Consider the following 17,013-nt stretch of genomic DNA (forward strand, 5'->3'; position numbering starts at 1 on the left):
TCCTAGTTTGATAGATTTTCCATATAAGCTTTTGCTTGAGCTACAACACCTTCATAGCCATCTGTTGCAAATGCTTTATTTAAATCACTTCCAATACCAACCGCTACCGCACCAGCATCTAACCATTTATTCATATTAGTTAAACCCACACCGCCTGTAGGCATAATTGTGATATTTGGGAGAGGGCCTTTAACAGTTTTAATAAAGCTTGGTTCATATTGATTTCCCGGGAATAATTTTATAATGTCACTACCACCCTCAAGGGCTGTCACCATCTCTGTAATAGTCATACACCCTGGTAAATACGGTATGCTATAACGATTACAAAGCTTCGCAATCGCAGCATTATAGCTAGGACTAACCACAAATTTTGCACCGTTTAATATGGCGTGACGTGCAGTCTCAACATCCAATACTGTGCCAGCTCCAATTATTGCATCACAATCGCGTAATGCTTTAAAGGTTTCTTCAACAAAAGGTGTTGTATACGTTATTTCAATTGCTCGAATGCCACCTGTAATGGCACCTTTTGAAATTTCCGTCGCTTCTTCGGGTGAACGTCCCCGAATAACAGCGACAACTTTTGCATCTGACAACGCTTTCAAAATTTCAATTTTTTGCACTCCTGACAACCCCTAACGTTCAATTAATTTTTCGTCGCCGATAAATTGTCTTAACTCTTGCAATGATGGAAGACCCTCATTATCTCCTTTAATCGTTGCTACCAATGCACCTGCGCCATTGGCTAAACGGAGACGTTCTTCGATATCATCACCATTTAAATAGCTATAGACATAGGCCGCATCAAATGCATCCCCTGCTCCAACTGTGTCAATAGCACGAATAGTAAAAGCCTCTCGATCATACTGCTCAGTGGCTGTATAAACCGTTGCACCTTGCTCACCTTTTTTTACAATAATTTCATCTATTTTATAACTCTCTTGAACGTCCTTAACTGTTCGCCCTTCAAATAAAAGTTCAAATTCATCCTGTCCTGTTAGCAGAAGATTGATAGATGGGTACACTTTTTCATAAACCTCTCTGGCATCTTCTATAGACCATAGTTTTAAACGTAAATTTGGATCAAAGGATATAGGAATACTTTTTGCCTGTGCTAAGGCAATTAATTTCAATGCAACTTGAATGTTATGTTCACATACTGCTAAATACACTCCGCTAATATGTAATAAATCCACATCATCAAGTACTGACTCATCTATACGATTTTCTGTCAACTCAAGTAGAGGTGATGGGTTACGGTAATAAAACGATTTACCTGCCCCGTCTTCCCGAATTTCTTTAAAGTAGATAGACGTTGGAATATGGGGTGTTCGTAAAACATGTGATACATCGATTCCTTCACCACGCGCAAAGTTATAAATTAACTTGCCAAATTCATCGTCTCCAATACAACTAATCCATTTTGCTCCCATATCTAAACGTGTAACACCTATTGCAAAATTTAATTCTGCACCACCAACAGCTCGCTCAAAGGAAGGAACGAAACGTAGAGGACCTGTCTTAGATGGATTAAAAACGACCATTGCATCCCCAATCGTTGCAATTCGTTTATTTCTCAATATGTTCATCCCCTTCACAAGTAAAACGTTTTAGTAAAACGTTTTACTAATATTATCATGATTTTTTTAGTGTTGCAACAATAATCCGACTATTTAGATTGTTGGAAATAAAATACTATTTACTAGGCATGCATAAAAAAAACTCGCAAAAGTTAGAAAGTAATCTAACTTTTACGAGAAAAATTCACTTTTAATAAGACGGCTTTACATCATCCACGTCTTACTCTAAATGATATTAAATACTTTTACCCGCTTATTTTGTAACTTAGCATTTAATAAATAGATACCAATACTAGGACGATGACAACATGTCATCTTCTCTGTTTATTAACGTAACGATTATTGAACAAATTTAGGATTTAATATACCTAATCCACTTCCTACAATTTCAAATTTCACTTTTGTAGCTCCCTCTAAATTAATATTTACCTTCACCTTGTCTTTTATTGAGCCACTATCGTAAATCAATTTATTATCCGCATAAATCTTCAAGGACCCTATACCTGAAGAACCAGCTACTAACTTTTTAACTGGCGCCAAATATGTTTCGAATCCTTTATAATTTCCGTTAGCTAAATATTCAACGGTATGATCTTGTACAGCTCCTCCGCCATGATAACCACCAAGCTGATAGGATTGTTCAAACTTCTCTCCTGTACTAATAACGACAGTGCTTGGATTGTGGAAGAAGTGGTCTTCCTCACTTCCAATAGGCTTTACATCTTTTAAAGAGATAAATTTTGGAACATCACCAATATAAACTGATTTAGTTTTCCCATCCCATGTCACCTTTTCTCCTAAAGACTCAGCAACAAAGCGCATTGGAACATATGTAGTGCCTTGATAGATAAATCCAGATTGACCTTCAGGGGGTACTTTTTCAACTTTATCTACATAATAACTAATCTTATCCTGAACTACTTCGATCTTTTTCGTAATGCTAGCCGCTTCAGATGTTGAGAAGTACGTAAAAGTCAAACCTCCTAATAGAAAAAACCCTAAATAACTTGTTATAATCAATAGCTTTTTCATAAAAACACTCCTTTGTATAAGTTATACATAACTATTTCTTAATTAGTTGAAAACCCACCCACATTATCTTAAAAATATAAACACCTTTTGATTACTTGGCTTACTATATTAAACGTTTTACTATTTTAAAAGGTTACATCTTTATATAAAAAATAATAAATTATGGAAATTAATCTAATAAAAAAATCATTTCACTACTAAGAAAAATAGAGGTAAATGATTTTATTTTCTACTAAGCTACAATCGGTATAGATTAATTTTGGATAGTCCCAAAACCTCTAACCACCCTAAAACTAGTTAAGGAGCCCTTTATTATATTCAATCCATTTTTCCATTTCTCTTTCAACTGCTCTATTTTGCCACTCAAACCAAATACCTGAACATTCGCTACAATGGCTGTCTACCCCAATTTTGTTATGCATATCTTTACAGGTAAATATAGTTTTTTTTCGACAGCTAAAACAATAGATTTCCTTCTCTTTATAAAATTCCATAACTAGTTCCTTTCAATTTTTTTATATTTATATCCGGTTCTAAAATTATCTATTCAAACCTAATGCAATAATCTTAAATGGGTGGGGATGACGCTTGATTGTACATATTAAAGCGTAATAAAAACGCTCAGATTATACTCTGGGCGTTTTTAGATTGAAATGTTTAATTATGTTGATTATCCAAATAAAAACAGATTGATTTGCCGATTCTGTTTTTATGGATAAGAGATATTGCGTAACGATAATTCATTAAAGAGGAAAAATTCCTAATACTACACAAACAATAATCATGACAATTGTAGAGCCGAATGCCCACTTTAAGAAGATACGTTGTAATGTGCCGAAATCTTCTCCAACCATACCGACTAATAAATAAGTAGATGGAACAAGTGGACTTAAAAGGTGGACTGGCATCCCCAAAAGGGAAGCCCTACCGATTAAGGCTGGATCAATGCCATATACTGCTCCTGCCTTAGCAAGTAGCGGCAGTACTCCATAGTAAAAGGCATCATTTGACATAAAGAATGTAAATGGTGCACTAAGGATCGCTGTAACAACAGCAAAATGTGAACCCATAGCATCTGGAATATAATCAATAACTGAGTTTGCCATCGCATCTACCATTGATGTACCTGAAAGAATTCCTGTAAAAATCCCTGCTGCAAAAACCATTGAAACAACAGATAATGCATTGTCAGCATAATTCGCAATACGTTCCTTTTGATCTTTTAATTTTGGATAGTTTACAGTAATCACAATCGCAAAACCAAGCATGAATAATGTAACCGGTGGTAATAACTCCATAATTAATGCTACTAAAAGGACGATTGTTAGAGCATAATTAAAGACAATTAATTTTGGACGTTTTAAATGGTCATCTTCTACTGTTGCAGCAAGCTGAGCTGTAGCTTCAAAATCATATTCTATAACGCCAATTCGCTTTCTTTCTTCTCTTCCGAACATAAATGCCATAAACAGAACAAAGATAGCGCCGCCAATCATTGCAGGAATTACGGGTGTAAAAACCTCTGACATTTCAAGATTCAAAGCTGTCATAACCCTTGCCGTTGGTCCCCCCCAAGGTAGAAGATTCATAACACCTGAAGCTGAAACGGCAATACCAGCTAATACAATTGGTCGCATGCCAATTCTTTTATAAAGCGGCAGAAATGCAGAAATAGTAATCATGTATGTTGTCGTACCATCACCATCTAAAGAAATCAAAAGAGCTAAAACTGCTGTTCCAATGGCAATTTTTACAGGATCACCTTTTACTAACCTTAGAATTGTTTTAATGATTGGATCAAATACACCAGCATCAATCAAAATACCAAAGAATAGAATTGCAAATAAAATCATAATCCCTGTTGGAGCGACACTTTTAATTCCATCCAACATCATCGGACCCATTTCACTTCCGAATCCACCTATAACTGCAAACGTAATTGTAACTACAATTAATGCAATCATTGCTGTAAGACGACCCGTCATAATCAAAATCATAAATACTAATATCATTAAAAAGCCTAAAATTGCTAGCATAATTCTCCCCCCAATTGCTCTACTAAATTATTTACCAATTCGATAAATAACTAATTTTTCGAATATTTACCCTATAATAAAATAATTTCGATCAAATGTAATCGTTTACAAATTAATGTTTATTAATTTCTTTTTATCTATTTCGTACATTTTGTTCACGGTAAATTTAAGATTTACGCCACCTAATGTCTTCCCTAACACAAAACAAAAAAGGCTAACCTAGGACTATGCATGATCTCTCTACCACATGTATGAAATGGTAGAAAGGCAAAAACATAGGTCTCATAAGTCAACCTTGTAAGTCATATCTGAATATAATAAAGAATAAAAAACCATTAATTTTCCATTAAAATATTAAAAAGTAGCTCTTCTTAATAAATTTCTAATAATTTCTCATATTTCTTATTTTCCTCATCAAGAAATTTTGAGGTTTCACTACTGTTCATATAAAAATCTTCCCACATATATTTCTTTAAAGTTTGTTTCCATTCTTCAGTTCTTACCATTTTTGCAAATGTCATCTCCCAAAATTCGATTTCCCTTTTTGACATATTAGGCGGTCCCATAATGCCGCGCCAATGTTTAAAAACTAACTCAATTCCTTCTTCTGTCCATGTAGGAATTTCGGGAAGCTCCTTTAATCGTTTCTCTGATGAAATGACGAGCAGTTGCACCTGATTCAAATCATAATATTTTTTAGCCTCGGATAAAGTCATCGTTGCAACATCTATTTGCTTTTTTAATAATGCATCCACTACTTGATTGCTATTTTCATATACAAAAAAATCTAGTTTTTCAGGTTCTACTTTTGCCTGTTTACTCGCTAATACAAAAGAAATCTGATCATCATTGCCTAATCTCGGGGAGACACCTATTTTATATGCTTGAGGTGTTTCTTTCAGCTTCTCCATTAAATTTTTTGCACTTTTTATTTCTGAATCCTTTGAAACAATGACAACATCCCATTCAGTAGCTAGGGTGGCAATCGGTGTAAAATCTTTATAAGTTAACTTACTTTGTCCCAATAAATGATTGGTAATGAGTAGGCTTGAATTCATTGCCAGCACATGATCTTTTTGCTGCTTTGTATATTTCCATCCTAGCTCTCCACCAGCACCTATTTTATTCAGTACATGAATGTCTTCGTCAACCAAATTGTTATTCACTAAAATGTCCCGTATAGCTCTTGCTGTTTTGTCCCAACCTCCACCTATAGAGCTTGGAGCAATGATTGTTACTGTATCTGTTATAGCTTCTTGCCCCTCATCTTGTGAACAACCACAGCAAAGTAATACAATAAGCGTGAAAATACTCATTATTTTTTTTCTCATTGTTCATTCCTTGTCCATATTATTGATCGAACCTTGTTATCCTTTATAGTAATATTTCCTCTCAGGCCTGCCGACGACACCATATTCATGTTTTGCCGTACAAACATCAATTGAAACGAGAAACTCTAAATACCTTCTTGCAGTGGTACGTGATGCTCCAATTTGTTCACCCATTTCCTCAATGGAAATACCGCCTTTTAGTTCTTTCATTACTTTTTTCACTTTGTCCAAAGTATGACGATCTACACCTGAAGGTAAATCTTTTTGATTGACGGAGGTTTGATTAGCTACCCCAAAATATCGATCAATCAATACTTGGTTCACCTCATCACTATGGCTTAGTAGTCTTTTCTTCTTTTTATATTCTTCAACTGCTTCAACAAACTTCTCCAAGGTCACTGGCTTCAATAAATAATTACTAACACCATATCTCACAGCCGCTTCAAGCATTATTTTTTCTGTTGCAGCAGTCACCATAATAATATCAATTGAAGGATAATTTTCTCGAATCTTTGATAACAAATTTGTTCCAAGATCATCAGGCATATAGATATCTAAAAAAAGCAAATCAACTTCGTAATTCTCTAGTATTTCCATTGTTTCCTTTGCATTCAGTGCCTTCTGAACGACCTTTACATCTGGTACCTTTTGCAAAAACTGTTCTTGTACTTGTGCAATTCGAAAATCATCTTCCGCTATGACAACCTTAATCATTTTTCTCCTCTCCTTCTTTTATCTCGCTTTGCTGGTATATAAACACCAACCCGTTTAACGTCTTAGATGGGAGTAAACCCTTAATTTCAACATCAGTGGAGCTCTAGAAAATTTCACTGAGTAAGTTTCATTTTATCCCTTAATTTTTTTCGGAAGGAATACCGTGAAAATGGCCCCTCCTTCTTTGTCATTATTTACTTCTACTGTTCCACCTAAAGAATCTACAATTTGTTTAACATTAAATAAGCCGTACCCTCTGTTTTTACCTTTAGATGAGCTGTGTAAATCAAATATAGAATCTAACACGTCTTCAGCAATCCCCTTTCCGTTATCTGCTACTTCAATAATGATATCATTCCCAATTCCTGTAATTGAAAAGATCACCTTTCGCTCTTCCTGGTTGACTACTGCATCAAAAGCATTATCAATAAGGTTTCCAATGATTGTAACGATATCAGTGATTCCAATATGACTTGGTAAGAGGTCTACATAACTATCTGGATCAATTTCAAAAGTAACTTTCTTTTCCGATGCTTTGCCTAGTTTCCCTAATAGTATAGCTTGAACATTTATATCATGAATTTGATTAAAAAGTATACGGTTCTGTTGCTGATGATTAGTTGACTCCTTTTGTATAAATTCAAATGCATCTTGGTATCTCTCTAATTGAATTAACCCTGATAATAAGTAAAGTTTATTAGCGTACTCATGAGTTTGGGCACGAAGTCCCTCTGAATATTCGCGAACCTCCGTGATCGTATCAATAAGCTTTTTCAGCTCTGTTTTATCTCGGAAACTAGAAACCACACCCACAATCTGTTCATTTTCAATGATTGGAATAAAGTTAAAAATAAATACTTTATCATTTATTATTATCTCTACATTATGAATTGGCTTACCCTTCTGCAGGACATAGTCGATATTAATGGATGGTAATACAAATTTAATATGTTGGCCAATCGAGGAATCATCAATAAGGTTCAACATTGACCTTGCAGAATGATTAATTAAAGTTAAGAATCCATTATGATCTATTGCTATGATCCCTTCCTTGACCGATAACAAAATGGCGCTTCTTTCCCTATATAATGACGAGATTTCATGCGGTTCCAGGCCCATAGTATCTTTTCTAATACTTTTGGTTAAAAAAATACCACCAATGATTCCTAAAATTAGAACAATTAAAGAGGCAATGAGAATAGACTTAACACGCTTGTAAATATTTTGATAGATGTCTTTTTCCGCGTATTCAACTGCTACGGTTCCAATTACACGAGTGTACTCTCCATTGTCTGAAATGATAGGAACCTTCCCTATTAAAACAGAACCACTCTCGCGTTCCACTTCAAAATTATTAGAGCCACCAAATATTAACCCGTGATTATTTGTATGGTCAAAACTCTTCTTACCGACCTGACTTGGGTTTCTATGCGAATAAATAATCTTCTCCCGATCTTCAATAATAATATTTTCCGCATTTACCTGATCTATTACCTGATCAGCAATTGGGCGAAAACTTAGCTCTAAATCGCTTTTCCCAATGGATTCTTTAAGTTCCGGCATGAGAGAAATAGTCATAGCCGATTGCAATGCTAATTGTTTTACTTGCGTCCTAGCATCAACATATTGCAAGTAAGCAAATACACTTGCAAGAAGACATACAATAAAAAGGATCAGGGTGCTAATTAGTCCCAATATTTTTGTTTGTAATGGAATCTTATTTTTCTTCAATGTATTTTTTCCTTTTCGACTAGTGTACTTCATTTATTACTGTTAATTTTCACCTCACTATAGTTAAAAATATGCCACTCCAATTATTTAAAAAGCGAAAACTTTTTTCATGTCGTTGCTAGGAAATATAAAGACAAAGCTATGTAATCTGACTGCTATTTTGAATATGAAAACTTACTAAATACCATAAGAAATCTAGTTTTAATCAAACTTAATTTCTTGATTATACTATAGTTCAAAGGAATAGTTGAATAACCTTCAATCAATCAGTTGAAGGTTTTATATACCATTAGATGACAGAGGATTTTTGAGAGGAAAACATTATTCATAATTATTGTAGGCTTTTTTAATCTCTATAAAAAATAATCTAGGAAAAAATATAAACCTTGATACAGCAACAATTACTCTGTACCAAGGTTTATAGGACAAATAAAATTATATAATGTGACAGTATTCGTTATAACTCACTGTTGGTTTAAAATAAAGTTTGATTAAAAGTACGCTGCAAACGTTGATTTTATAATAGAAGAAACCCACGTATTTTGAAAAAAGATTGATCAAAATATGTGGATTTCATTTAAAACATGAGATTATTTTTATAAAAAAGTTTGATCATTTTCTAAATAATACAGTGTATAAAGACCTGAGTATTATTCTCGAGATTTTTAAATACCTGGAATATTACTCTTTATTGATATATAATTTAAAAAAGGTGGTGATTTTCATGAATGCAGTTGACCGCAAAATAATTGAAGCTATAGAAAATAGAAAAAGCTCGAATCACCAATATTGGGATTTTAAGTCGGCAACTAAAAAAAGTGGTATTCATACCTTGATGAGATATCCTGCAACAATGGTTCCTGAGATGCAGCAGGAATTAATCAAAATCCTTGTAGAATCTACTGGTGCTAAAAACATCTTGGATCCGTTTATGGGATCTGGAACAGTTTTAATTGAGGGATTGAGAAATAACCTCACTGTATATGGAAATGATATCAATCCATTAGCATATTATTTGTGCAAATCGAAATTAAAGTATATTCCTATTAAAACTTTAAAACGTGAATTAGAAAATCTCGAGACACGTATTGAAAACATCGATATTTCTAATAGTGAATATTATTTCGAAAAAATTGATAAATGGTTTAAGCCAGATATAATATCCTCTTTATCTAAATTAAGAGAAGAAATCATGAAGATAAACAATCAAGAAGTTAAAGAGTTTTTCTTAGTTACTTTGGCTGACATTGTTACTCAAACAAAGAACTCTCAATCATCGACATTCAAACTACACATAAAACCTGAAGATGTAATAGAAAACTATCAAGTTGATGTAATTGAGCTTTATTTTGATAAACTCACAAAAAATATTATGAACTATGAAAGTTTTATACACGAAATTCGAGAAGCAAAAATATGTAATTCTTCTAGTCAAAATAAAAAAGTTAAGTTATCTTGTGGAGATTCAAAAAGTTTAAGTCAAAAATTAAAAATCAATGATGGAGAAATCGACCTGATTGTAACATCACCTCCATATGGCGATAATCATACAACTGTTACATACGGACAATTCTCAATACTCCCTTTACATTGGATAAAAGATGGTATTAAAAAAAGCACCTTAGATATGTCATTGCTAAATAATTTTAATTCCATTGACACAGCTAGTTTAGGCGGTAAAAATGCTAAAGTTGAAATCATCGAAACATCCGGAATATTAGAAGACTCTGCACATTTAAACAATTTCTATAATTTATTACTCAGTTTAGGACAAATAGAAAAGGCCAGAAAAGTAGCCTCATTCATTATTGATTTTAAACTCACTTTGAATGAATTAAGTAAGTTTTTAAAAAGAGATGGTTATATGGTATTAGTTGTTGGTAATCGGAAAGTCCATAATATTGAAGTTCCATTTGACAATATAATTCGAGAGCTATTGGAAAATGAATTTAACTTTATCCATAAGTTCGACAGAAAAATTATTAATAAAAAGATTCCAACGAAAATTTCAAGAGTTAATGCTAACCCTGTAGAATCGATGAATAATGAAATAATTCTCATCTTTAGAAAAAATGTATAAACAATAAGAGCCAAATGGCTCTTATTTTTTTGCAGAATTCTAGATAGCCACAATTACGGCATTTTTAAGACTGTTGTTCATAAACTTAACTGTATCAAGTCTATTCTATTTTATTATGTAGAGGACTTTTTAAAATTAGACCGCTAAGGGTTGAGCATTTAACACGAATAGCAGTTAATAGTTCTCCAATCATCTAACTTAAAGTGGTTATCAAAATGAAGTTTCCTTGTGTTCTTTAAAATAACGTGAACTCTACTCTTATTGTGTGAAGGGAATTGATTCAACTCCTAATCGACTAATTTTATTAGCATAATTTTGAATTATTTTAAGACTATGATTTGAACTCATTCTACCTATTCTTTCCATTTTGAATTCTTTAGTAGAAATGTCTAATGAAACTAAATATTTATATCCTGAGAGTAATTCTAAATATTGCTTCGATTTACCATTCATATCTTCTACCAAGGTAGGATTATTAGTATAATGAGAAACATTAAAAATATCCGTCACCCAATCTTTCAAAACGCTCTCAAAATGTAAGATATAATTATAACTTTTATATTTTTCGAATTCTTCTTTTTTATAGTCTAAACAGGCTTTCCCCTCTTTATTCAAAGTACAAGTATCTAATAGATTTGAATGTACATGTATAACTTTTTCGCTAGGTTTAAGCGCAATAAACATATCTGAATTTCCTCTTTCAATCACCGGCCATATGTATTTATTTGCTGTGTCATTTATTAAATCTTTTTTAGCTTGTTCTATTTCTATAGGAGTATATAATAATAAACTCATATACTCCTCATTTCTTTGTGTACCCTCAGTAAATTTTTTGCCGAATCTTATAGGTATATCACAATTTGCTGTAATTAAAACTCCATAATACTGTTGTTCATCATTATGCAATTTTAAATTAAAAATATCACCTGTTTGTAGATCCTCATAGGTAGTATTTATGGAATAATCAATAAGCCCATACTCTGATAAATTTTTATAACTTGCTTCTTCTAATTTTTGTTTTCTAGATTGCGTTCTAATTTTATCTATCTTATCTATTTCTTTAAAATCATTTATAATTCCTTGGGTTTTTGAATTGAAAATATCAAGTAAATTTTCTATAGCTTGAATATAGATAGTATCACTAGTTTTACTATTAAATTCATTTTTATTTAGTAAACTAAATTGAATTCTCTGTAATACATTTAAGAGTGATTCACCTTCTATTAGAGCATCCTTTAATAAAAGATCGAATTCGTTATCAGAAAATTTTATCAACTCCATTATAGTTGTAGACATGATATTTACTTTTCTATTTAAATATTTATATAAAGTATGACCCAAAATAGCATTAGTAAGAATAGAATTCAATTGTTCAACTAATGCTTCTTGACTTTTTACTTTAGGAATTGCCCATAGTTGATGAGCTAATAAATATTTTTCAGTTTCATTTTGAATTTCAGTATATCCTGTTAAATTTGCTTCTAAATATTGAATTTTCGAAGTGTGATCTTTATAGCTCGTCAGAACTTCATGTGAATATACTATTGCAATATCTAAAGTATTTCTTCTGACTTTGTTAATTTCAATTAAAGTCTCTATTATGACATCCTTACCTTCCCCTAAATCCTCCATATTCATATCCAGCAAAAACAAAATTCTCCCATCAATATTTCTTACATCATCACATTCGAATTTCTTTGAAAATTTACTGAACTGTATATCTTCTTCTTGAATTTCTTTAAATAAATTTTCTAATATTTCCAATTCTTTTTTGTCTCTTTTGGTACCTACATGTTTATTAATAATACTTTTTAATTCACCTAAATCTTCTAATAGGGAATCTAAAACCTCTTGAACTGAGTTAATATCATGTTCAAGCATGATAGGTTCTATTTGTTCAATATCTATATTTTCCCCCATAGTTTCTAAGTATTCTAGTGCGTCCATCTCTAAAATTTGTTTTGGTGGTTCATCTTTCGAATCCCATTCATCGTCAAATGATACTACATGACTTATCCCATTTTTCTTTAACATTGATATAAAAGGTACTTTATTATCTACTTCAGCTTGTAAAACCATATAAAACTTGCTCCTTTATGTTATATTTAGATTTAAAATGAAATTATAATTTTGTAATAGTTACCATATTTATTTTTGTGTATCATATCTAATTCAATTTTTCCTTTTAATCCTTTCAATAATTCCCTGCAAATGTATAAACCTAATCCTCGTCCCTCTGGTTTCATACTTTGATATGGTTCAAATAACAAATTAACAATATCCGGATGTATACCGTATCCTGAATCATAAAATTCAATAATTCTATCTGATGAATATAGATTAATATAAATACTTCTAAAATCTTCTGTGAAACTCTCCAACCAATATAATGAATTAATAAATAAGTTATCAAAAATTGTTATTAAAACACCTTTATTACTATTAATATAAAAATCATCTCCACTTAAAACTACAGATGTATTATTCTCTTTGGCCTTTCTAGACATTACACCATCACTTATATAAACATCTTCAAAGAATTTTTTAAAATTTAATTCATGAATGCTTAATCTATTTTTTTTATAAGTAGGTTCTAAATGTTCTAATTGTTGATCTAAAAATATTAATTCATGCAAATTACTATTTTGTAAATTCAATATATTATTTTTAGTTAAATCATCTATATCCAAACTATTCATTACTTTTTTACCCTCATGAGTATTATACTTGATATTTTTACTAATTTTGTTTAATTCATGAGTTAATGTTTCTATTATAATTCCCTGACCAGCTAACCCAACAAGCGTTTTCAGTGTTCTAATTTCTTTTTCATACTCAAAAATAATTTGCTTCCTCTCTTTCTGCTGCTCTTCCTCCATTTTCTTGATTTTATTTAAATTATTTATTACTAGGCTCACTTCTTGAGGTTCCACGTTTTTATGAGCCATAATACTAATCTGCTTTTCTACTTCTTCATATACCTTTGTTTTTTCAGAGGCAATATTCTTTTTTCTTTTAAATATTATATTTTTGTCTAGTGAGTAAACTTCTGATTCTTCTCCGTTAAATGGCTCACTTTTTATTTTTGCTCGTGTTAGTCTATCTTTTTCAAATAATATTCCAGCTATTATATCTCTTACTATTACGAGAAAATTAGTACCGTATTCGTCTTTTATTAATCCCAATCTATTAGTTTGTTCCTTTAAATTCTCTGAACTCACACTATCTAATTGTATATATCCAGAAACCGTGTGTTCTTTATATGCATTGGCTTTTTCCCTCGTAGCCCTTTTATTAAAATCTAACCAATCTATTTCAGGTCCATATGGTAGGATACGGAATTCATTTCTGAAAAGATAAACTCCCCTAGCAGCTTCCCAAACAGATTTTACCTCTTTAGTAGTAGAGAAAGGTTTCCCGTAATTACCCAATATAGGTAACGTCTCCTTTATCGCATTTGCAGATTGTTCTAGAACGTATAACATTCCTGTGAAATTTCCTGGGTTTGCAAATATACTTTCATTTAACTTTTGTAACATAATATTTTTTAAATAAGGATAATATTTCAAGTATTCATTATCTAATAAATTTATCTGTATTGAATCAATTTTATCTTGATAATCCTTCAATATCTCTACATCAAATCCATTAGTTTTCATCTCTTTGATTAATTTATTTGCAATTCTATCAAAATATTTTTTCTTATATTCCACTTCTAAATTTAATTCACATTTATTGAAATTAATTTTTACACTTATATCACTAATAATACTTAAAATTTCCTCATCAATAACTTGATTCGATATACTCTTATTATCTATTTTCATTTTAATAATAAATTTTTGATTATTTTGTTGTGTAAAAGGACTTACTAATCCAAAAATTTCACTTTTAATTCTTGTTTCTGTTTTTTTATCTAAATCCCAAAAGCCTAAATTCCTAATTCCTTGTATAATTAATTTGGTCCCTTTAGTTGCACTTGGTTCAAAGGTATAATTACACTGTGCTTGAATGTCTGATAGATTCTTCTCTCCATCTTGGAATTCTTTGTTCCAGTCTATTTCCAAAGTGTATTTATTATATTCCTCATAAAATTTTTGCTCTTCTTCAGTAATAATATCTTTTAGCCTATCTATTTTTGGAGATGTAATTATCGTAATATGGTTTCCTAATCTTTGTATTGATAACCTCCCTAATCCTTTTTCACCTAATACTCGTCTTTTATAGAATGGCGAATATTTTTCAACTTTTTTAAAGTTAGTTGATATTCTCAAAAAAACTTTTGTAAGTAATTTATAAGTCATTCCATTCCCATTATCTTCAATTGAAATAATACCCTGCCCATGCGGAGTAATTGCACTAGTATCGATATTTACTTTAACCATTGTTGCATCTGCATCGTAAGAGTTTTTAATTAACTCTGCTAAAGCTACAAATTCATCAGATATTAATTCTTCTCCCAGTTGATAAATGACTCTAGCAGCAGCAGTTAAATTAATCATCTCATTATTCATATTCAAAATGATTCCCCCATGTACAACACTTCGGTATATAACACCAAAACATTGTATATTCTCTTCATGTATTTAAATATAATGTTTTAATACCTTGTTAAGTTACTTTATTTCTAAGGATTTTATCTCTTTATATAGAATCCATCTTTTTCTAAAATGATCATCACTATTTAAAATAGTGAATTACATAAAAATATAAATTATTTTAACTCCCAAATTCCTCGTTTCGAAAGCTTAGTTGTTTTTATTATACCGTGTTTTATTAATTCTTCTTTGGCCCACCTAATATCATATTGCCATGTATAAAACAAATCTCCGGAACACTCCAACTCTTTTTGATAATTCACCCATATATACTTAGCTACAAGTACTATACTTGCAGAACCATTATTTTTTTCCAATGCCTCCACCACTAATTTTTGTAAATCTTTCTTATATAGCATATTTCTAAACAGCTCCTCATATGATATTAAAAATTTTATCGATAAATCTTTTTGCCTGATGTTCTGGATTTTTTCTTACGTGTCTCAAGGTTATGTATAAAATGCATTGAAAACTCAACAGATCTTTATCCCATGTCCCACTATTATCAACTAAATTATCTAGTATTAGATGATATAGGTACTTTTTATTAGCAGTTTTATTTAATACAACTATCAACGTAGATAGGGCCTTATGCTCTCTTTCTACTTCAATCATACTGACTACAGTATTTGGGAGCAATGCAATCTCAGCAATCACATATTTTCTCTCTGTCAAATTATCACTCAAATAAACAAAGCGTTTAGTTTCAGAGAATTCCTTCAAGCTGCCTTGAATAATATTAATTGACTGTACTTCATTATAGCCCTGTAACACTTTCACGACTTTGATAAACTCTCCCAATTCACCATACTGAATATCAGTAGGTATATGTTGTTCTAATCCTCTTGCTAGCTTATTTCCACCTACATCTGCTGTTGATCGTTTACCCTGGTCATTAACAAAGTGTTTTTTAGTATGCTCATCTTCAAAATCACGTTTTTTATTTAAATTTCTGCAAATCTTAGTTATTTTTGGAAGCTTCACATATTCATGCTTTTGATTGTTCATCTCAATTGAGTCGAAGTTATCCGTTGTTCCCTCAACTTTTTCATCGAGCATTAATTCCTCTTGCTGATTATCTATATTTTTCTTAGTATGTAATGTATATTTTTTAGGCTCATTTGATCTTTCAGATTGAACCACTTCTGGATGTTCAAATGAAATTTCACTATAAGGAATTTGCTTATTTTTCATACTTACAACTCTTAAGACTGTGCCACCAGTTGCATTAGGTTTCACTATTGCTTTAATAGTAATTGGCTGTCTAATTGACCAATCAAAATTTAAATTGCCACTGTTATTAAATGTGTACGCCACATTCTCAAATACATTTCTTAAATCTTTATTTGTAAGGAGCCATACAAGCTGGCACAGATAGTTTGATTGTGTATATTTTCGGTGATATTGCGATGAAAAATCCAAATGAATTTTATTACGATCATAGTTTTCTATAAAATATTGAGGAAATGAGTTCGCTTCAAAAAGTCTATATAGCAAAAAACGATTGGGTGCTAAAATACTACGTACCACTTCAATTAGAGGAAGTATATAATTTTGAATTCCTTGTTTTACAATAAAACTTCTTGAAATATCTTTATCGTTAGTACCTATAATATTCCATTTTTTCTCATACTCATCAACCATATTAGGATAAATGGTGATTACTATTGCTTCAGTACCTTTTGGTGGAATACTTTTTCTAATATCACCATCAATATAATAATGTTGAATAACTAATGCTGGAAGTGTTCCCCAATCCACCAGTAATTTTTCTGTTTTGCCATTGGCTCTGAAATAAGCATACATCATAACTTTTTTCTCATATTTAAAAGGGGAGCTAATCCAAATTAATTGTGCTTGCTCCCCCTCTTTAAAAGGCCAGTTGTTCAGTTTAACTTGTTGGTCACTCAT

The 17,013-nt window shown here is 31.5% G+C and carries 12 protein-coding genes; 1 reads left to right on the forward strand and 11 read right to left on the reverse strand.

Annotation, left to right across the window (positions count from 1 at the left end; genetic code table 11):
* Window positions 1-2: 2 nt before the first annotated feature.
* From OU989_RS21235 to OU989_RS21265, 7 genes are all read right to left on the reverse strand, one after another.
* On the reverse strand, window positions 3-623 hold the full coding sequence (locus OU989_RS21235) for a bifunctional 2-keto-4-hydroxyglutarate aldolase/2-keto-3-deoxy-6-phosphogluconate aldolase (protein WP_274794912.1): 621 nt from the start codon (window positions 621-623) through the stop codon (window positions 3-5).
* Window positions 624-635: 12 nt separating this feature from the next.
* Window positions 636-1,589 (reverse strand): sugar kinase, encoded by a 954-nt coding sequence (locus OU989_RS21240; RefSeq protein WP_312506580.1) that lies wholly within the window; start codon window positions 1,587-1,589, stop codon window positions 636-638.
* Between the two features lie 330 nt (window positions 1,590-1,919).
* On the reverse strand, window positions 1,920-2,612 hold the full coding sequence (locus OU989_RS21245; protein ID WP_274794914.1) for a stalk domain-containing protein: 693 nt from the start codon (window positions 2,610-2,612) through the stop codon (window positions 1,920-1,922).
* 743 nt (window positions 2,613-3,355) lie between these two features.
* A complete protein-coding gene (locus tag OU989_RS21250; RefSeq protein WP_274794915.1) occupies window positions 3,356-4,648 on the reverse strand; it encodes a CitMHS family transporter in 1,293 nt (430 codons plus the stop codon).
* A 371-nt stretch (window positions 4,649-5,019) separates the two neighbouring features.
* Window positions 5,020-5,979, reverse strand: a complete 960-nt coding sequence (locus tag OU989_RS21255; protein WP_274794916.1) for a tripartite tricarboxylate transporter substrate binding protein — start codon at window positions 5,977-5,979, stop codon at window positions 5,020-5,022.
* A 36-nt stretch (window positions 5,980-6,015) separates the two neighbouring features.
* Entirely contained in the window at window positions 6,016-6,693 is a 678-nt protein-coding gene (locus OU989_RS21260) for a response regulator (RefSeq protein ID WP_274794917.1), read from the reverse strand.
* Between the two features lie 132 nt (window positions 6,694-6,825).
* Window positions 6,826-8,424: an ATP-binding protein gene (locus OU989_RS21265; RefSeq protein ID WP_274794918.1), complete on the reverse strand. Its 1,599-nt coding sequence runs from the start codon at window positions 8,422-8,424 to the stop codon at window positions 6,826-6,828.
* A gap of 553 nt (window positions 8,425-8,977) precedes the next feature.
* Between OU989_RS21265 and OU989_RS21270 the strand changes: the two genes are divergently transcribed.
* The gene (locus OU989_RS21270; protein ID WP_404809701.1) at window positions 8,978-10,504 is read left to right on the forward strand and encodes a DNA methyltransferase; all 1,527 of its coding nucleotides are present in this window, start codon (window positions 8,978-8,980) and stop codon (window positions 10,502-10,504) included.
* Between the two features lie 258 nt (window positions 10,505-10,762).
* Here OU989_RS21270 and OU989_RS21275 read toward each other — a convergent pair whose 3' ends face one another.
* The 4 genes from OU989_RS21275 to OU989_RS21290 form a co-directional block, all read right to left on the reverse strand.
* Window positions 10,763-12,583, reverse strand: a complete 1,821-nt coding sequence (locus tag OU989_RS21275) for a hypothetical protein (protein WP_274794919.1) — start codon at window positions 12,581-12,583, stop codon at window positions 10,763-10,765.
* 32 nt (window positions 12,584-12,615) lie between these two features.
* Window positions 12,616-15,018: a sensor histidine kinase gene (locus OU989_RS21280; RefSeq protein WP_274797395.1), complete on the reverse strand. Its 2,403-nt coding sequence runs from the start codon at window positions 15,016-15,018 to the stop codon at window positions 12,616-12,618.
* Window positions 15,019-15,218: 200 nt separating this feature from the next.
* Entirely contained in the window at window positions 15,219-15,461 is a 243-nt protein-coding gene (locus tag OU989_RS21285) for a hypothetical protein (protein WP_274794920.1), read from the reverse strand.
* A gap of 16 nt (window positions 15,462-15,477) precedes the next feature.
* The gene (locus tag OU989_RS21290; RefSeq protein ID WP_274794921.1) at window positions 15,478-17,013 is read right to left on the reverse strand and encodes a Tn7-like element transposition protein TnsE; all 1,536 of its coding nucleotides are present in this window, start codon (window positions 17,011-17,013) and stop codon (window positions 15,478-15,480) included.

The sequence above is a fragment of the Lysinibacillus irui genome, assembly GCF_028877475.1.
Lineage (GTDB): Bacteria > Bacillota > Bacilli > Bacillales_A > Planococcaceae > Lysinibacillus > Lysinibacillus irui.